This is a genomic window from Neobacillus niacini, from assembly GCF_036961885.1.
In the GTDB taxonomy this organism is placed as follows: Bacteria; Bacillota; Bacilli; order Bacillales; family Cytobacillaceae; genus Neobacillus; species Neobacillus niacini_H.
The window spans coordinates 1-20,876 of sequence record NZ_JBALNQ010000060.1 but is presented as its reverse complement, the minus strand read 5'-3'; the positions used below and the strand labels follow the sequence as shown (position 1 = coordinate 20,876).

The 20,876-nt window shown below is 30.7% G+C and carries 12 protein-coding genes; all 12 read right to left on the bottom strand.

What is annotated here, in order from left to right; all coding sequences use genetic code 11:
• Window positions 1-341 precede the first annotated feature (341 nt).
• Entirely contained in the window at window positions 342-1,259 is a 918-nt protein-coding gene (locus tag V7124_RS21705; RefSeq protein ID WP_335493348.1) for an EcsC family protein, read from the bottom strand.
• A gap of 539 nt (window positions 1,260-1,798) precedes the next feature.
• Complete coding sequence (locus V7124_RS21700) at window positions 1,799-2,197, bottom strand: hypothetical protein (RefSeq protein ID WP_335493345.1); 399 nt, start codon at window positions 2,195-2,197, stop codon at window positions 1,799-1,801.
• Window positions 2,198-2,628: 431 nt separating this feature from the next.
• The gene (locus tag V7124_RS21695) at window positions 2,629-2,757 is read right to left on the bottom strand and encodes a hypothetical protein (protein ID WP_335493342.1); all 129 of its coding nucleotides are present in this window, start codon (window positions 2,755-2,757) and stop codon (window positions 2,629-2,631) included.
• 107 nt (window positions 2,758-2,864) lie between these two features.
• A complete protein-coding gene (locus tag V7124_RS21690) occupies window positions 2,865-4,250 on the bottom strand; it encodes a hypothetical protein (protein WP_335493339.1) in 1,386 nt (461 codons plus the stop codon).
• Complete coding sequence (locus tag V7124_RS21685; protein WP_335493337.1) at window positions 4,247-4,675, bottom strand: ATP-binding protein; 429 nt, start codon at window positions 4,673-4,675, stop codon at window positions 4,247-4,249. Before V7124_RS21685 ends, V7124_RS21690 begins: the two co-directional genes overlap by 4 nt.
• Window positions 4,662-6,311: a DEAD/DEAH box helicase gene (locus V7124_RS21680; RefSeq protein ID WP_335493334.1), complete on the bottom strand. Its 1,650-nt coding sequence runs from the start codon at window positions 6,309-6,311 to the stop codon at window positions 4,662-4,664. The genes V7124_RS21685 and V7124_RS21680 overlap by 14 nt, the downstream gene beginning before the upstream one ends.
• A gap of 212 nt (window positions 6,312-6,523) precedes the next feature.
• On the bottom strand, window positions 6,524-7,357 hold the full coding sequence (locus tag V7124_RS21675) for a hypothetical protein (protein ID WP_335493332.1): 834 nt from the start codon (window positions 7,355-7,357) through the stop codon (window positions 6,524-6,526).
• A 13-nt stretch (window positions 7,358-7,370) separates the two neighbouring features.
• Entirely contained in the window at window positions 7,371-10,826 is a 3,456-nt protein-coding gene (locus tag V7124_RS21670; RefSeq protein WP_335493329.1) for a hypothetical protein, read from the bottom strand.
• The gene (locus V7124_RS21665; RefSeq protein ID WP_335493326.1) at window positions 10,823-11,701 is read right to left on the bottom strand and encodes a DUF4007 family protein; all 879 of its coding nucleotides are present in this window, start codon (window positions 11,699-11,701) and stop codon (window positions 10,823-10,825) included. The genes V7124_RS21670 and V7124_RS21665 overlap by 4 nt, the downstream gene beginning before the upstream one ends.
• A gap of 116 nt (window positions 11,702-11,817) precedes the next feature.
• A complete protein-coding gene (locus V7124_RS21660) occupies window positions 11,818-16,935 on the bottom strand; it encodes an FtsK/SpoIIIE domain-containing protein (protein WP_335493323.1) in 5,118 nt (1,705 codons plus the stop codon).
• A complete protein-coding gene (locus V7124_RS21655) occupies window positions 16,932-18,530 on the bottom strand; it encodes a hypothetical protein (protein WP_335493319.1) in 1,599 nt (532 codons plus the stop codon). The genes V7124_RS21660 and V7124_RS21655 overlap by 4 nt, the downstream gene beginning before the upstream one ends.
• 15 nt (window positions 18,531-18,545) lie before the next feature.
• A complete protein-coding gene (locus V7124_RS21650) occupies window positions 18,546-20,237 on the bottom strand; it encodes a hypothetical protein (protein ID WP_335493316.1) in 1,692 nt (563 codons plus the stop codon).
• Between the last annotated feature and the right edge of the window lie 639 nt (window positions 20,238-20,876).

Below are 20,876 nucleotides of genomic sequence, written 5' to 3'. Positions count from 1 at the left end.
AGTACTAATATAGATTTTAACGCTCTTACAACTACTAATTTCGGTAGTAGTAAAGCTGGTGAAAAAAAATCACATGAATATTTAACTGGAGAGAGAGCTATTTAACGCTCTCTTTTTATATTCCATTTATTTCCTTTCCGCATTCTATATCTTCTAATAAAAATTGGTCAGTATCTATAAAAATCTTTTCTAAAAATAAATTCGTAGTATGTAAACAAAAGGAAGACGTAGAGTTATCGGTTCAAATTAAAGAAGACTTCAATCAAATCATAACAAATTTTGATAAGTGTCAGCCACATATAAAAAAATAGAAAGCTGACCCATTAACTAGTTTTATTAAGTTAAGCTTTTATTTCACCTCCATTATAATAGTCATAATCCAAAATATTGTCCACTGGCTTAACTGTTTCTTCAATTATTTTTGGTCCATATTTCTCCGCCAGAAATCTTTCTCTGTATAGGTAAAAAGCAGCATCACAAACTTTATCAGTATAGTATATATTAAATCCACCACCAATAACTGCTCCAGCATAGGGAATAATTTGTGCTAATTTGGCTTTGGTTAACCTAATACTTAAGGACTTTGCAATCCTTTGAACAATGGTGACAAACATATGCTCTTCGAGGATTTTCCATGTTTTATTTCTTGCAACATCTTTGGCAATCCTTATTAATTGAGCTAATGCAGCTTGTTTTGCAGCATCTGTCGGACTAGATGAATAATATAAGATATTTAAAGCAAATAATCTTTCTTCTTGGCTATCCATATCATAACCACAATATGTTGCATATTCACCAATTGCTCGCAGGTTAAGAGTTAAAAGAGCAACTATATCCACAGGAATACCTGCTACACCCACAGCCCCAGTTGCGGCTCCTTCAACGCCGGCTAAACTTTTATACTTTGCACCTAAATAACCAATAACTTTATCTACATTTTCTAGATCTAATTTAAAGATATCTTTAGGAAAATTTATAATTGAATTTCCTTTTTCACGATATTCACTATAAATTGCTTCAGGCCTTACAGTTTTTTGTGCAGCATCATTTAAAAGATTTACTATCCCACCAAATGATTTTTCCATAACAGTTTCAAAACCAGGGACATTTTTCATAGCCTCATATGCTTTATCTATCGGCATATTTACTACTTCCATTGCTTTATCAAACCAATTTAGATTAGGATTTTTCCATTCATGGATCTCTTTTAGAGCCATTTTTTCATATTCGGATAACACCGGGGAGTATTCCTTATACATTTTCAACACTCCTTGTCTATGTATTATAATTTTTTTATCTTCTAACAATATTTTTATACAATAAAGTAATTTATATTTACCTCATATAATCTTAGGATTTTTTCTTGAATAGTAGCAGCTGACTCCAAGACACCTCTATTAACCTGGATTCTAAAATTCCTCATTAGAATATTGAAATATTAGCAGTCCATTTTCAAATATTGGATTTCCGCCTTCAATTCTTACAAATTCTGGATAACATTTAGTTAAGTCGTAAATTAGTTAAATATCTAAATTAGCCTGATGCGCGTGTTCATAATAGAATGGAGTAACATATAAAATTAGGGCATATTAGCCTTTGAAAGTCACGATTTACGAATTATTCAATTTTTTTCAAAGATATTCGTTAGTTTTTTCTATAGAAATCCTGATGGTGAGTAAATTAATGTTCATTTTCATCATAAAGTTGTGCTTCCTTCCACTCAAAAGAATAATTTAAAACAAATATTTATATAATAGAATTAAATTAAAAGATGGTGTATCCAGCACTAATCCTTTATTTATTCTTGTTTTTCATAACCCATTTCTTCCATATAACTATCAAACGGCACTTCCACCAAAATATATTCGCCTAATTCCTCATCTACTCCAATAAGAGGTATGAACCTTGAACCATCTATTTCATTCATTAACTCTCTTTCAATGATACCGCCCGTAAAAATCGGGTCTAATGGATCAATTTGTATCTCTAAAAGTCTACTTTCCTCTTCCTCTGTTAAATCTTCCTTAATGATCGAAACAATCAGATCAACTCTACCGTTTATCTCTTTAATGGCGACTTCAGCTTTAACTTCTACTTCAGTCATATCTGTTATATACTTTTCCGCAAATCTTTCAATATCTGTTTTATATATACAGACTCCCACAATTTCTGGCTGTAATCTTTTCAGTAATTCCAATGTTCGTTCCTCCTAGAGTTTATTTTTCTTCCATAAAAATTAAATTAAATCGGGACTCCCACTTCATCCGAATCTCAATCGACCGCCATTCTTCCATGAATCTGAAATATACCAGCGGCTTCCCATGCTACTTAAAACTTCACCTCTCTACAACTTTTCATTCTGATTTTGCCCTATTATTATCTCTAAATATTTTTGGGATTTTATCAAAATACCATTTTGTATGTTAAAATTAACTTCTATAAATAGTAGAAAATACCTATCTTTTTTTTAATGAATTAATCCGATCCACCATTTTTTTGACGAATACCCCAAACCCCATTACCTTTTCCTTGGACTGAATAGAATAAATCGTTTTCATCACCAGGTATATCCATAAAAATTTTACAATCACTAGAATGTAAATAGATATTCTTCCGTATTTGCGCTCTCTAATCTGTAAACGGACTTAAATCAATTTTCTCTGATTTAAAAACATCATTATAAATCTCTTCAAGTGTCCCTTCTTCGCCAAGATTAGTTAGTGCAGCAAGAATTTCTATTAACCATTTGTTCATCAAAGTTTTATACCTCCAAGGATATGAAACAAAATATGTACAATTTGCAATTTCCCCTTTTTAAAAAACTTACATTTTGAAGAATGGTTTGAATGATACCTTTTATAATACTAATTTTTCATAAATTTACGTGCAATTCTTCCCCAATCTTTTCTCGCATCTTGTATTTCATCTTTTCTATCCCCATCAGGTATCTCATCTTCATAACGTGCCCATGCTGCTAGTAACAATTTCAAGCCCTTAGAAGCCTCATCAAGTCTTTCCTTTAAATCTCTATCGGTACCTTTATCATTATGCTCTAAAACCTCAATAAGATTGTCATATGCAGGATGACTTCTATTAAGAATTATATTTAAGGCTCCCCCAGATGGCTGCACCGTAAAAAAGGCATCACTTTCAAAAGAAGAGTCAGTGAAAGAATACTTTAAGTTATGTTCAACAGTATACTTAGCAACTTCTATTGCTTCAGATTCCTCAACACCTGAAGTTATAAGACCAGTTGAAATAACTTTTAGTTTTTCTTGTTGTGTAAGAGATTCATCTCTGTCACTGCTTCCTACATATCCTTGATTCTTTCTTTCTTCGGTATACGTTGTTGCAGTTTTTTCAATCTCATGATTTTGATATCGCTTTTCCTTGCTACGCATTCCTTTTGTTTGTTCCTTTATTAATTTTCTCATGGAAACTATTTGTTTATAAATATGGTCTGCTAGTATTATTAAAGGTGCTCGTGGATCACCTTCTTCTTCAAGCTCATCTTGTATTTCATCTATATCTTTACCTTTCCTTTGCATCTCGGTAATTTGTTGTATCATCCCTAATATATCTGAAAAGTTCCGAGCAGTTTGTTTGTTATTAGTAACACCCATTAGTTCATCAAGAGAAGGCGGGAATTCAACTTCTATCCCCCACCATCTTTCTGTAGGATCACTCTGAGATACTAGAGTTTGATCCAATTCTAACTCCCTTCCAGACCGAACTATTGAGATACCTGTATTCTCTTTGGCATGTCTACCATGTGGTGAATTACCCGCATTATCTCCAGTTCTTGCATCTAAAGAAGCTATTGACGTTCTTACAAAGACTTCATGTTCTTCATTTTTATATTTAACTATAAATTTTCTTTCATAATTATCCCCGCCATGTCTTTCGAACATTGGTTTATGACTAAATGGCTCCGGACAAGTTGTTTTATCCATTAAGTAACAAGGGTCATTTGGTTTTGCTAGTTTATCTATTGTTATATTCAGTGGATAATCTATATCAAAGACTGTTTTTTGAATTCTTAGAGCTCCAGAATGTATAAATTTTCTATAAATCCTGCCAATTAAGGATTCCGAGTGCTTTACTAATGTTTCACCCCTACTCCACATTAATCGATCGAGTTTTGACCATACAACGAGAGTTCCTGATTTACTAGGATTTTCAATTATTTGTTTATAAATATAAGGAATCATCATTTTTGAGGGTTCTGGCATTGCACTAGATTTATTCATTTTTTTTCGTCAACGTCTAAATAGACATGGAACGCATTCTCAATACCGTCCTGCCAGCTCCAAACTTCTACTCTTTTACATTGGGAAATTGAAGAGGCAGGTAACCCCATTCCAAATCTACCAATTCCTGTTCTTTGATCTCTTTTGAGTCTTGTACCATTTCCGAATTGTAAGGCCATTCCTAAGATTTCAGGAGACATGCCGTCACCGTCATCTAGGACGGCAATTTGCTCTAACCTACTTGTTTTTCTAGTGGATAGTTGCCTTTCTGCTTCTCCACATAATAATTGTACATGCTTTGCATTCGCCTGAATTGAATTATCAATTAATTCACAAACTGCATATGCTGTATTCTTATATCCATTATCCCTCATAGCTTCAATTGCCAAATGAGCAGGAACATATGAATTTTCAACTAAATTCATCCCAAACATCCTCCCAATTATAAAATGAATCTGCAACACTTCTAAATCCTGGTAGTTCTGTATCAACCACTGTTACTACCTCAGCAATGTCATTCCCACCAGCTTTCTTACCTCTAATTGCCCTACCAATCATTTGACTATATAAAACTAATGATAGTGTTGGTCTTGCAATAACAGCAGCGCTTGTTTTAGGTGCATCAAACCCAGTTGTTAAAACCCCATAATTACAAATAATCCGTATGGAGTCATCATTTAACCTGAAATTATCTATAATTGAACGCCTCAGTGTTAATTCAGTATTACTAGTAACTGAGTTGGCTAAGTATCCTTTTAATCTAAGAATTGTTGCAATTATTTCTGAACTTTCAACAGACGGAGCAAATACTATTATCCTCTTATGTCCTTTTGCGAGTCGAATAATTTCGTAGATAATTTCAATATTTCTATTTGAGTCTTTTCCGAGTAGATTCAATATTTCTTTAGAATAGTCTTTATTATCATCAAATTGGTGCATATTCAAATGTTTAGTTACTTCAGAATCGTTACTATATACCAAGTTTCTATATTTTACGTTTGCAATATAATCATTATCTATTAAATAATCTACTGGGTTACTATAGTTGTCAATTTGTAAAGTCACTTTTTCTTTATTATAAAAAAGCGCAAGTTTTTTATCTTCATCAATATCATTCCAAGTTCTACCTGGTGTTGCACTTAACCCTAATAATCTCGTATATGGATTGGAATTATAGATAATTTCAATCACACTTTGATACTTATCTGCAATGGATTGATGAGCCTCATCCACCACTATGAAAGATATATTTGTTGAAATCATGGATAATTTTTTTAGACCAATAGTTGTATTTAAATAATGCGTTAATTTTTGGAATCCAGCTACAATTAGACCATCCTTAATGTTTATGTTTAATAGATATTGGATATCCGTATTTCCCCAAAGCTTAGCAATATCAATAGTTCTATTTCCTAATTTTGACCATGCTTTCTGAAATTCATGATAAGCTTGAAGACATAATTCTTCCGTCGAAGCCAACCAAATAATAAGAGTAGGTTCTCTAGTCCGTAAGTAATCGGCTAATAAGCTCATTGTAGTTCTGGTTTTTCCAGATCCAGTTGGCATATGTAAAAGAACTCTATTAGGATATTTATCTAACTTTGAAACTAAATCATTTACCGCTCTTCTTTGGTGCGGGAACAACTGGTAGTCGGATACAACATTTTCAATTGAACTAAAATTTGTGCCTTCTTCGTAAGTACGTTTTGGAATTGTAATGTTAAAAAAATTATAAAAAATTAATTCATCCTCTGATCCCAACACAAATTTTTTCTTCTTTAAGAATGTGTATTCATCTGATTCATTGCTACTTAGGTATCCAAGAGTATCTGCTATTAATTTAACTTCTTTAAATTTTAACAAATTAATAAGGTTTATTCTTAAATCTCTATTATCCAAAAAGCTACTTTCTTGATATATTTGAAATATCAGACTTTTTAGATTAGCTGTCTTCTGGTAACTCGTATCAAGAAGCTGTACTAATTTAATTAACTGCTCACCTAATATGTTTTGTATGGTTATCTCATCAGCCCTACTAATAATGTTTTTAACAGAAAACACGTTATTTATCACCCTAAGAAAATCAATATAGTTCTATAATAATACAATTTTACTATATTTTACATACATTTATTACATTAAGACTATTTCTTTGTAAATTTAGCTCAATAGTACATCTAACCCATAAAAAAAAGTAATTACATTTATTATATCCTCAAATAAATGTAATTACTTTTTATAATTATTTAAATATTGTACTATTTTAGGATTTTTTAGGAGAAGGAACAAACACATGGTACAGTATCATCAGGTTTTTGAAGATAATTTTCAACACCTTCTTTTTCCAAAACCTCTCTATACTGTTTTAATGTGTAAGGACCTCCATCTTTCTTAAGGATCGAAACGTTTTTTTCAAAGTGTTTTCTAAAGTTCTCTTCCATTTCTTCTTGCTCTGCGTAACGATCCGGCCAAATTGCATAAAGTAATGCGTAATGCTGGAATCCACCTCGTACACATCTCCCGCCACAATTGGCATGTGAGAAACCTTTAATTCCAAGTTCAGGTCTTAATTCCTCAGCAATAGAATACATTCTTGGTAATTTAATACCCCATTCATTTTCAATAATTGATTTAACATCTATATCCGCTCTAAAGGTATCAATCATTGGAAATCTACTTTGAATTGGCTCGACTGGGCGATGCTCATAAAATTCCTTAAGATTAACAGCTCGATGGGATTCATGTGGACCAATACCAAAATATAGGATTGGTTCTAAGTTATGAACATCTCTTAGCTCTTCAAGAAAAACTATTGTCTGATAGACCTTTAATTCTTCTGAACACTTCGCTAATCGAGAGTTTCCTAAAAAACGGTAATCATAAAAAACTTCTTCAGGAGTCCTTCCATCAATTCTTTCAGTTATCTCAAGACCAATGTAATCAGCAATTTCATCCATAAAACGATAATTATCATCGTCTTCCCAAAGTGTATTTGTAAAGAAAAGAATACAATTTTCTTTTCCATAAGCTTGTACCATATTATAAGCAACGTAGGCACTTGATGCACCACCACTAAACATTGCAACGTGTACTGGTTTTCTACTCACAATTATTCCCCGCCTACTCAATAAACTCATCTACAAGTTTTAAAATTAAATTTTCAATTTCCTCTTTAGTAACGTTTCGACCCGCATTTTTAATCATTCTTTGAACATTCTTATAGATGGTTTCGGATTTTGTTGAAAGATTAACTTTGTTAACTGCCTTAACCTTACCATTAAATGATAATTGTATATAATCACCATTATATTTATTTACGATATTAGTAGCATTAAAATCAGAAATCAGTTGATTTTTGAAGAGATCAAATGTTGAATCTGACCAATTTTCTAACTCAATACCAATATAACTATTAATAAAGCTATTTAACCAATCATTTGAATCAATACCTTTTATTATACTCTTTACTAGATTATTTTCTTTCTTTATTTCTGGTGTAAGCTTATCTGCCCATGCATACAATTCTTCATATCCAATTGTTTTGCAAATACGATAAACGCCCTGTTCTAAGTTAGATTTGTATTTAGTATAAGAATCTTCAAGTTCTTTTTTATGCAATGAAAGTTCTTTTAGATTATTATTTCCATACTTTTTAAATAACTGTGTTAGTGATTCCTGTGGATTAATTTCGCTTCTTTTGACGGTATCTTTTAACCAAATTAACTCTTGATTAAGTTGATTTGTCATTTGTGTAATTCTTGGTAAACTTCTTAACCAGGATAATAAAGAGTTATTTAATCTAATGACAATTGGCTTGTTATTTACTAGTGCATTTTGAAAATCACCAAATTGATGTTCTAGGGCTTTAAAGAAGAGTTGATATTCTGTGTCAAAATTGTAATACACGTAGTTATATTCTGAAGCTTCGTCGAACATTTTGTATAACTTCTCACCATTTATACCAGAAACATATAAATCATTCCGGTAAAACATTATTTGATCCCATTTATCTCTTAGCAATGTAATTAGGTATATTGGTATTAATGGTTCACGAATACCAAAAGGTGGTCCTGTCATTATTTTAACAAAATCAGCAAGGTTTCCCGTAGAATTTTGCTCAATTTGTTTTAATAAGGCATTCCGAAGAAAATGGAACTCTTCTGTTTCTATTTGGTCCAATCTAGATGGAGTTAATTTATTATTCTTAAAAATCGTTGCATATATTAAATAATCAGGTCCTTGGCCTTCTATTCCTATATTTGGTTGATCAAACTGATTAATGAGATGATCTAAAACAACTTGTCCTGCTTTTCTCTGAACATTATTTAACCTTTTCCTATTAAATGAATCATTTCTAACCTCAGGAGTGTTCGGAAAAATATTAAACATTATGTTACTTAGTTTATTTTCTAGGACTATTTCACTCTTAATATCAATAAAATCTTCGTTATGGACCCAAATTACATCATTACCATAAGTTAAATATTTTGAAAGAAATTCATTAACAACAAAATAAATATCTTCTCTTCTCAACAATAATTCCTGTTTAAGATGTTTATCTTGGCTTAACAATTCAACATCTGTTAGTAGGGATTCTATTACCGAAATCTCCACTAAACTTTCTTCAATTGATGAAAATGGTAATTTTGATATACAGAAAATTGACAACTCATCTTTTACGGTTTTAATTTTTTCTATTACCTTAGTAAAATCATTTGTTGTTTCGTTCAAAACATAATAAATTACTGCATCTGCACTTGTTTCTTCCCTCATACGTTTCCAGTTAATTTCATTGTCTATTATTTCTGAGCTAATCAAAAACTTTACTTTTGCATACCGAGTTATACTTTTTTGATCATTATATTCATTTGAAAAGAAGTGATGTTTTGGTAAACAACCTTCTAATAATGAAATACGGTTATTCCTAGGTAGTATGCTTTGTGTTGACCTTTCTGAAATCAATTGTTCAATTTGAAAGGAACTACCTTCAAACAATTCCCAGTAACCGTGAACACTATGATACCGAATAACTTTTAAAAGTGATAGTTCCTTTAAAAGCGAACTAATCTCTTCATAAGTCATGTTCAATGCAAAACTAAGAAAATCTGAATCTAATTTTATTTTTGATTGTAGCCCTGCAATCTGCCAAAGGGAAATAAATCTAATTAAATTTAGTGACTCTCTATTTTCTTCTATTCGAGGTGTTTTAGTAACCAATGCCTTATATAACCTTAAGATACTTTGCTCATCATTACCTGTATCTATATCAAATATATTAGGAAAGAAATAGTTAAACAAATCAGATCCTAAATAATAAGTATCTGTCTTCTTTATATGATGTAACAAGCCACCGGTTTCATTGCTTTCTAAAAAGGTGAATAATGTTCTTTCATTTTGCCCAAAGATATTCGACAAATATGGAAGTAAAAAAAGTGCAACTGGATGAACAGGATAAATACCTTCAAGGATTATCTTATCTATCTCTTGTTGATTAAGCTCAGGGAATAATGGGTATTTTCTTAAGTATTGCTTTGTAATTTCGATTCTATCCTTTGATAAACTCCCACGATTGTTCAATTCTTGAATAATATTATCCGCTAACCGAATAAAAGTAGATTTATCGCTTTCTACATAATAAACTTTAAATCTTTTTTCAATTCTTTGGAATTCATTTTTTAAATCATCACTCATTAGATGAAAATAATGCCTTAAATTACGATGAGAAATTAACAGTAAGTGTAAATTTTCACACTTATGATCTACCAATTCAGCTAAGTCCTGTAAATCCTGCATCGTTTCATTTATTTCTTGTATCTCTAATGACTGTAACAGTCTACCGAACTCATCATATGCAATAAATAGCCCTAAATTTTGTTGATTAAGCTGAGATAACACATGACTAATTTGGTCTATAAAGCTTTCAGTATATTCTGCCGTAAATCGTGCGCCTGAAGTCAATTGAGGGTAAATAGAAAGAAACCAATCAACCTCATTTTTATTTTGATTCAATATAGAAATTCGCCATATATCTATATCTTTATTATTTTCTTTTAATAGCTTCTTAAATTCTTTATATGTTTTAGGAAACTTTGATTCCCATAATTCTACTGTTTGAACGATTTTACCATACTGTCCAGGCAACAAAAGATTTATGTCATGTTCGTTAACAGTCCGAATTATTGAGTTTAAAAGGGCATCGCGAAAACGTCCTTCATATCCATTAAGTACTACTGGAATATATTTTTTTTCGAGTTGTTTCACCATTTGTAACTCATCGTATATATCATCATGTACTTTATTAAACTTCTTCGACAAAGTATTTAGTGTTTTCTGGTCCTTTATCTTTTTTGAAGTAATGTTTCCAACAATGGTTGCTATTAGAGATTTTCCTGTTCCATATGGACCAACTATAATATGTGAACGTTTATTATTACTTGGATCATTAAACCCTTTAAGTAAACCAAGGAGTGATTCTGCATGAGATGGAGTTGGTAAGTAACGATTTACAAACTCTTTTTTACCTAAGTCAAACTTTATATTAACACTGGTTTTAAATGTAGCCTCTTTTGTACTCATACTAATACTTCAGCCTTTCGAGAGTATTCTTTTTGAAGGAACTCGATTGGATCAATTTTGGGTATTCTTATTAAATCTAAATTATTTGTCCGTACAAAATGAATAGGATATTCATTTAACATTGACAGCTCCGTAAGAGCATTTACAATAGAAGCTCTACTCATATTGAATACCTTGCCCCAAAGGCCTGGTTGATTTACGATATCCTCTACTGAAACACTATTTATATTGTTAAGACTCTTATAGTCTAAGAGGACATACATTAATGCAGTTAGTCCCACTTGGGATATTAAAAGATTTTGTTTATATATAATTCCTTTTCTATCGTCTAATATAGCTAATTTACTCAGTGGACTTTGAATAACTTCTTCAGGATCTATGCTGCTTTGTCCTGATGTGTAAAGTTTTATTAAGCAATCAATATCCTTTTTCAAAGAATTATTTGAGAATGGTTTATTTTCGTTCTCTTTTACCCAATTAATAAATTCCTGAGTAATTTTATCCTTTGACCCAATTGTTTCCTTATATTCATTAAAAAACCAATACCAAGCAGTACTCGGTTCTTTTTGTTTACACATATGATAATGAATTATGGCTGCACTATCCTGAAATTTTATAAATTTATCATATTTATAAATTAATTCTCCAAAGTGAGTGATTAAATGGATTTTTTTTCGCTCTTCGTTAAATATTTCTTCTACAACTCCGGTAGCTATTGACCAATATCGAAGGGACTGTACCATATTTTTACCTAATCCAATTTTTTCAAATGCTGCTTTATCGTAGAAAAACCTAGTATCATCTCTTAAGTGCCGTATTGCTTTATTTAGCCATCTATCTCTTAAATAAAAACTTTGATGTTGGCCATAACCCATATGAAAATCACCTTTCTTTACTTCATCTCCATTGAAATCCTATTGGAGGAAGGTCTCCAGTAGTCGTATGTCCGCAAAAGAGTGCATCTAGAAAAAGAATCTAGATGCACTATAAATTATTGTTTTGATGAAAAAAACTTTAACAATGCCCTCTTAACTTGAGGAGTTAAAAATGGACTTTTCCCTCTTTGAACTTTTTGACTTCCTGTCTTGGCCAAGAAATCTCCTTTTCCTCCGAGATTCTCAGCACCACTTTCTCCTAAAATAACACTTGATGCAGTAGAATCAGTAGCCCTTAAAGCCAATCTCGCTCCAAGGTTATTTCTGATATTTGTATTTATTATATCAGACTTAGGATTCTGTGTGCATATAATTAAATGAATTCCTGCTGCCCTTGCCTTTTGACCAAGTCTTAAAATAGCATTTTCGACTCTACTTGCAATTTCTTTTTCTTGACTCATAAAATCTGCGAACTCATCAAATACAACTAAAATTCGAGGCACGGTATTTCCAGTTAAAGCTACATATTCATCTAGGTTTGATACGTATTCATCAGCAAATATAGAATATCTATTTTCCATTTCATTAACAAGTTGTTCTAATACAAATACTGCTTCATTAATATCTGTTACGACTGACCTAGTATGAGGTAAATTTTTATATACAGTAAATTCCACCTGTTTTGGGTCAATAAAAACGAATTGTAATTTTTCTGTATCATATATGCACATTGTACCTAAGATAATAGAATTTAGTGTAACACTCTTACCACTACCTGTTGTTCCACCAGTTAACAAGTGCGGTGTAGAAGGATCCGAAAAATCAATATATAAAACATTATTTAATGGATCAATTCCTAATGGTGCAACCAAATTTGTCTTTTTTATCATCTCATTTAGTTGTGCTCTTGTTATTGCCATAAAATCTTCGAAGTATATTGTATCAGGATTTTCCCTAACAATATCTAAATTAATTCCATTTTTATCAATAAATATATTAGGTTCCTGGTCCAATCCCAACCATAGTTGAAGGTCCTGTCTTCTTCTCATAATTTTATCAGAATTTACAGATGATGGGATATCAAGTATCAACCGAATAACACTTGAACCAACAATCACATTTTTCACCTTAACATTAATATTATTTCTATTAAAGTGACTTTCAATTGTACTTACATAACTTCTTTTAAGCTCCGAATGATCGTCATTATTTACCTCATGATCAATTGCCAACCCTTTTAATGCACCAATCTCTGGGTACTCCTCTTCAGAAGTTACATCAACTGTGCCATCTCCATCTTCGGATTCATCACCATCACCAAAGTCATCACCGTCATCTGTTTCTTCCCCATCACTGGAGTCATCACCATCACTGGAGTCATCACCATCACTGGAGTCAACACCATCACCTGTTTCTTCTCCATCACTTGAGTCAGTTTCTCCATTTGATTCAGAACCCTCATCATCATGACTATCATTGCTATCATCATATTGATTTTGTTCATTTTCAAGTTTTGATAGGTTATCGTGAAAACTTGAAAGATCTTCATTAAATTCATCGTAAACTGGTTCATTAACTTCCATTACACCAAGTGCGGTTAAAATATAAGAACGGTTAAAGATATTATTTCTATATTCTCCATCAAGAATATCAACATAAACCCCATCCGCAACCTTTTCAAAATTATATTCATATAAGTTAGACGTGTAGCAATATGAATCAATTGCAGAAGTAATATTTACATTAATTTTTGCAACATCAGTATTTTGGAGTTTCTTTAACAAATATGCATGTTCTGGTGAATATGACTCTCTCTCAAGGAAATAATGTACGAGTTCATCTCTCCAATATTCAGAATCAGTTTTATTTTTTTCAAACCTAAATAACTTCTCGTAAATATTTACTCCTGAATCAATTTGTTTTATTGCATCGTATCTTTCCCTTTCAAAAATTGAATGGTTTATAAATTTCAATTCAAGTAACTCAAAATCTACACTTAATCCATTAATACCTTCTTTAATTGTGGTAATAACAAGATCTGGTCTTCTTTTATTTGTTCTAAACCAAGGTAACTCATCACATACTGTCCAGACTTGTAAGCTGCTTGAATCCTCACTTCGATGTTTCTTACTTAGATAGGTCGCTATTAGTTCGTGTGAATATTTCCCAGGTCCTATTGCCTTTAATACCAATGCACCAGAAATAGATTTCACATAATTAACAGCTTCCACTATTTTTTCTTTTTTGATACTACTATTTTTAAGAATCAACCCTAATTTTTTACTAAGTCTATCGTAATACTCATAGTCATCATTATTAGAATTGAGCTTCTTAATATACTCGGAAGAAGATACAATGAGTTTGTAATTTTTATTTGAACCTGCTTTGGATTTGTATTGTATTATTTGTGCCTTTGATGATGCTTTTTCTAATAAAGACTTATCTAAATAACGATCCATAAACATGATCCAATTGAAATTATCGTGCATGAAATCAATTAGTTCACTATCAGTGAAATGGGATAAAGATATTTTATTCTTTAAAACAAAAAGTTCATTTACATCCAACATTTCCTTTTTTTGATAAATGTACTGTAATTGATAAAATTGCTTTAATATGTCTGGTAAGTGTTCACTTACATAAGAAATTCTCTTCATACCCTCAGTTTTTAACAAAGGTTCTTTATATACTACTTCGAACCAATTATCTGAAATTTTCGGATCAATCTTATCAAATTCAAATTTAATTTGGTTACTTTGACCAAAGTAATCTGCTAATACAACCAAATCTGTATCAATCATATTATCTTTTATTTGCAAAGAGATATCATTTATTGATTTTCCTGAAATAACCTTAATTTCTACTTTTGGAAATTTTCCTAGACTATCAGGGTTGGTATATTCCTCTTTTTGTCTAATCCAGTTATTTAATTTTTGATGAATTAAGGCAGCTTGACTGCTATGAACGGTAATTTTTAATTTTTTTAAGGTACTAATTTTGTTAAATAAAACATCAATTGATTTTGTTATGATATCTGCACTTTGACAGTATAAAAACAAAATATCTAGACCATCTTTGGCATATGGATAAACTTCAAAGTAATTTTTTACAGTTTTCAACAATTCCTCAGATAATTCTTGAGATAAATGGTCCATATTTTCTGATCTTTTTGTATTTAAAATAAAATGCCCTTCGCCCAAAACCTCACTAATCTCTACAAGGAATGTATCATCACCGTCACTAGAAAAATATCTTGGAGCAAGATAGAGTATCTTTTCTGATACATGCCCTAAATAATCATCTAAATTAGTTACTTCTAAATCTTCATACCTTGCCCTTGTAATCCAATTTTCAATTTGAGTATTTAATACCTCAAATCTTGAAAGGTATGAACAAAGTCTTATTGGATTGAACAAAGTCAGTATTCTCTCATCGCTGTATCCAGACTGGCCACGCTTAATATCTAAGGTGTCAATTGCCCCAATATAGTTAATATGTCTGTATATTTGGCTGCAAATTGTAACCGTGGAATTTATGCCCTCTAAGAGTGAATTTAATTTTAATTTTAATTCTCCAAAATTCGTACTAAAGAAACCATTGGAACATACGTTTTTTAGAACCTCAATATAATAATTTGAAAAATCTATAAAATTTTTATAGTGTTCTTTAATACCTTCTTCATTTATAGCAAGATAGCCCTCTATTTGTTTTAATACGGCTTGATTTATATCCACAACTTCTACTTCATCTTCTTGATAATTTTTCAAAAAAGGTAAATTTCCACTTTCAATTGACTCAGTTAAGCTTAAAAGGTGAAGTTCTTTAAAGCCAAATACTTTAAAGCTTTCAGCATGTACAGTTTGGTTTTCAACTTGAAAATTTAATTTAAAAACAAGGAGTGAATCGTCCGATGTTTCGTCGATCGTAACTTTATTTAAAGACTCCTTATCGAATTTGATAACTGGAAGTACATTTTCAATATTAAAAAGGTAAAGTTTTAATAAGAAAAACGAATTACTCGTTAACTTTGGGGTATTTACCTCTAATAAAAATTTGCATTGTTTCGATTCTAGATTTCCTAATTGATCTTCAATCATTTGAAATGTTTCATAAATTAAAGCATCCATAATATCTCTGTACTCTTTAGGATTCCTTAACTTTTCAATTTTTCTTGTAATTGTCTTAACTAATGCTGCAGGTAACTGAGATTCGAATTCTTCTAAAAATTCCTGAATTTCGTCAGGATTCTCATTTTTATCAATTGCATTAATTCCTTGTTCAGCTTTATCCTTAAGTTCCTTAGACAATTCATCAATTGAAAGCGCATCTTTAATTTTTTCCGGCAAAGTGGTTTTCACTCGAAAATTGAAAACTGCTTCTACTATTTCAAATTGGTATTTAAGTAAATCTAAATTTTTTTGATTAATAAAATCTAAAGACTCAATTTCAAATTTTTCGGGGGTTGTTTCTAGCCATAACTCACTTGTATATCCATTTTTATCTTCACCATCTAAAAATGCATATAGATTATTTTGGAGTTTTTCAGGATCTAATTCACCATTAGGCCTTTGTAAATTTGCCAATAGAAAGTTTGATCTTAATTTTTTCAACCCCTTTGAACCAAAAATCAATTGAGAATCTTTAAATAAATTTAGCTCTGGTAGGTTGTGTTGAAGTCTATGAATGATTGAATCAGAATCGTTTTCAAGAACGTTGCTAATAAACCTCAATATAAATCTTAATTGTGGTTCAGTGAGCGATTTATACATTTTCAGAAATTCATTTATGGTATCAATTTCTTCAGCTGCAAGATGATAATCTGAAGACAAGATGGAAAATAAACTCCCAAAACCATCTTTTGATAAAAGATATGCTTCATCAATAGCAAATAAGTTTTCTAAACTCTGAGCTTCAGGAGTTAGTTCATTTATAATCATAACAAGTGCATGACTTGAAAAGGTATTGTTTCTTAACCAAGTACTGGTTTCAACAGATTTTAATTGAAATTCTGGAAAATCAGGTACTGCCTTTAAAGTACGAATGATCGGTGTATAATATTTGTTTAATTCTTGTTCTTTATCTTTTACCTCCTGTAATACTGCAAGTATATTGTCTTCATTTAGACCTGAAACTTTAATAAAGATTTTATCTGTATTCTCACCCTTCTGGTTTTTAAAATGGTTAAGTAATACAGTATAAATCCATTTTCCTAATAATTGATTGAACGAAGTCATCGAATCACCTGTCCCGAATGTTCATAAGGATTTCTAATCATCGCAGTTGCATCAGAATATTCAACTAATAATCCGTTGTAACGTAACTTTTCACGTAATGCAAACTCATTTTTTTGGAAATAGCTTACATTTAATTTTGATTTTTCATAAATACCATTTGATTTTGATTGCAGTTCCCCAATTATGAAACCGTATTTTATATATAGTTCTTCTAGAAATTGGTTAAACTCCATTTGTTGTTTAGGCTTTATATTAGCATAGACTATTGCTTGAATGAATGAGTCAGTCATAAAATAACGATATTTACTTCCCCTTCTGTAGCCCCCAAATCCACCATCCCTGGCTAATCCTCTTATTATACTTAATTGATGTTTTTTCAATTGATCGGACACAATATCTTTTACTATTGTAAAAAGATTGCCTGTTACATCCCTAAAGGAATTACATTTAAAAATAACCTTTTTGACTTTACTTTTTCTTTCCTTTGAAAGTTTACTTAAACCTAAGAAAGCAATTAGTTCTTCAGGATCAGCCTTCCACTTTGCTAAATTTGCAGTTACAAATGCATAATTGCCCATTTTTTCATTAAATACTTCTTTAAAATAGGATTCAAATTTATTTTTTACTAATAATTCGTTATCACTAAATGATTTTGATGATAGTTTTTGAATTGGACCTACTTGTGCGTCTAGACAATCAAAAAAATATGTTACTTCATTACTTTCATTTCCTATAAGTGACCGCTTTAACATATATCGAGATAATTGAAATGTTATTAGACTAATCATTAGTTCAAACATTTCATAAATATCTATGTTAAGGCTAATTAATTGATTAAATTCAACAGCAAACTCGTGATAAATTGGATCATCTTCCACTGGTAGATAAGGGTATTCCTTTGTCTTTTCACTTACCTTCTTCAGGGGATAAAAATCTTCTCTGTTATCCTTATCATCTTCTAATGATGTAGCTATCTTATTAACTATATGTTCAATCGCTTTATTTTTCTGTAATAGATATTTAAGCCTCTGCTCTATTTCTTCTCTTAAAGAAAGATCTTTATCAGTCCCATATGCAAGCATGAGAAAATAAAGTTCTCCTCCTCTGGCAAAAAAGTTTCTTTCATAGCTATATGACTTTGTTTCATTTTTGATGTGAGTTCTTAATTCAAAAAAAAGTAGGGACTCATGTAACGGATATAACGTTTTGGCATACCAGGATCGATTGGCAGCTTTTCCTTGTCCATCAGAAAGCGGAATTTCTAAATTTTTAAAAAACTCTCTAATCACGCTAATTTCATCTTTATCCCGAACCAAGTTGTATAATTTGTTTTTTTGTTCATCCGAGAGGGATACAACACCTTGCATTGCTCCTTCCTTATTCCCTTCAAAAATAAATTGTCTCAGTCCTGTTGACCTTTTCCTAAAGTATTCTGATGCACCTAAATTATAGTTTGTTCCATTTAACACATTTAAGAATTCTAATACATATTCAGGGCCTTTTTGTCCATCTTTAAACCGGTGTCCCCATATCTGAGCTGACAATTGAGTAGAAAATTCTTCTACTCCTCCACTATTTGCAGCATTAGTACTCATGCCAACTTCCCTCCATTAATCTAAACTAATCTCATCCTCTATAAATAAACCTATCTTTTGATCGTATCTAAGGATATTTAATTCAAAATCATCAGGTTCGCTTATCCTAATTAATTCATTCTTAAATGTGTCAATTAGTATTTCAGCTTCTTGCTGAAGTATATTATGAGTTCCTCCACCATTGGCTCTTAATAAGTACTCAAACACAGCTAAGTTTACAGGTAGTACAATATTTTCTTCTACAGTTATCATAAATTTCGATGGTATCCGGTCGATATCTTTTCTCTCAGCTTCTTGTTCAAGGTCAATATCTTTATTTGTTTTAAATGATTCGTATACGATTAGGTTTCTATTAGTGGCTAGCAAATTCTTATTATTTTCAGTGAGTCTTCCTGAAAAAATCCTGTTTAAACCGTTAATTAAACTTCTTTTTAAGAGTGTTTGGTTTTTTGTATTATTGAATAAACTTTTATACTGATTTATATACTCAAAAGGAAGTAGTTGATTTGCATTAGATAGATTATCGTTACCAACCTCGTAGAAGAATTTTCTTCGCAACCTAGGAATCCAATCTTCCACAATACTTAAATCATTTTCGGTATTATAATCTCGATATAATCTTAACTTCTTTAAAAAGTAACCAAGCTGCAAGTCTAATGAATCATCGAATAAATTTTTATGAATTTCTTCAGTTTCTGAATCACCATTGATATCACCGTTAATAATAAAGTCATCAATTGTTGAATGAGAGTAATTACCTGGATCTAAAGATTTAAATATTCTTAATGCTTTCATCTCTGAGAACGCATTTTCATCCAATTCATGTCCGTAAAAATTTTGATAATAAGCTTTTTTTGTTTGTTCCTCTAATTGCTTATAATCAGCTTTATTAATATCGTCACATGTATAACCACCAGTTAACATATAACTAATATGAATAAGCATTTCTCTTATTGTTATGTGAGTATCTAAGTAATCAAGTAATTTGTATTGTTCAACTAATCTTTGTTGTATTTCTTTTTTTGCCGTTCTTTGATGATTTAGGTATATAATACATCGATTTGATTTGGAGCAATCCGTACAAGGTGACCAATTTTCAGGTTGGTTCCATTTTTCTAACAACCTCTCTACATAAACAGACGATGTAACATTTAGTAGATTATACACACTAAATGTATTGGTATTATTATCATTGGATTTAAACCGATCAGAGACTTCTGCTGCTAACATTGTAAGATCATGATTTTGAGATAAAAATTTAGTTAATTTCCCTTCATTTGCTGCAATCAAGTAATAAACTTTTTCAAAATGATTTGTTGTAATATAATTCTGAAGTGCAAGTAATTCTCTTCTTATTACATCTTCTTTAAGTTCTGATAAATCCTTTACTATTCTTAATTTCCCATGTGAAAATGGAAATTCAATAATCCCTTCTTCAGGCCATCTTTCAAGTTGAGTATTACTGAAATAATCATAAACAATTCTACATAACCTGGTTTTTCCATCTCCTGCATTTCCAGTTAAGATGACACTTTGAGGATTATTTTCAAAAATGTTTATTAAAGTATCTTCTATCTTTGTTTCGATCTTAAAAACATATGTATTCTCTTGCCCTTGATCAATGGTGTATTCGTCATATATTTTCGAATGGTTTGGCGATAAAACGTTATATTGATCTAAATAAAATACAAATGGATTTCCTTTCAAATGTTCTCCCTCCAATAATTGCCGGAATCCCTAATTAGTTAATATTTACTAATTTATAGTATAAACTATTTTATCAAAATAGATAATCCGTTTTCATTTATTAATTAAGATTTCCACTGGTTTATAAAAATTTAAATTTAATAATATGTATTACTTTAGAACTCAAAAATCTTCAGTACATAATCCATATAGTTATTTACTTTTCCTTACTATTCAGTTTTTAAATTTCGAAATAATTAATTTTAACACCAAGTACTCTTAATAATTGAACTTGATCTTTTGTTTTGATGTTCAGCGTCTAGGATTAGCTAATTTTTTTTAAAAAGTAATGATATATGTAAATTTTTATAGTTGTTATTATTTCAAGGTTTGAGATTCTAAATAACCTTCTACATTACAATTGTAGAAGGTAACAATAAATAAAATATGAACACAGTAAGAAGGGATCAACCCATAAAAGAACCACTTAAGTAAAATGAATTTTGTAATCTTTAATAGACCTAGGAGTTCTTCCCTATAGTTGAAACACAAATAATCATTCAAAGTCATTGTTGATGGATTAAACATTACCACTTTCTAAACTCATCTCATTTACCTATGTACAAAAGTTTAGTTAATGATATATTTTTCGATAAAAAA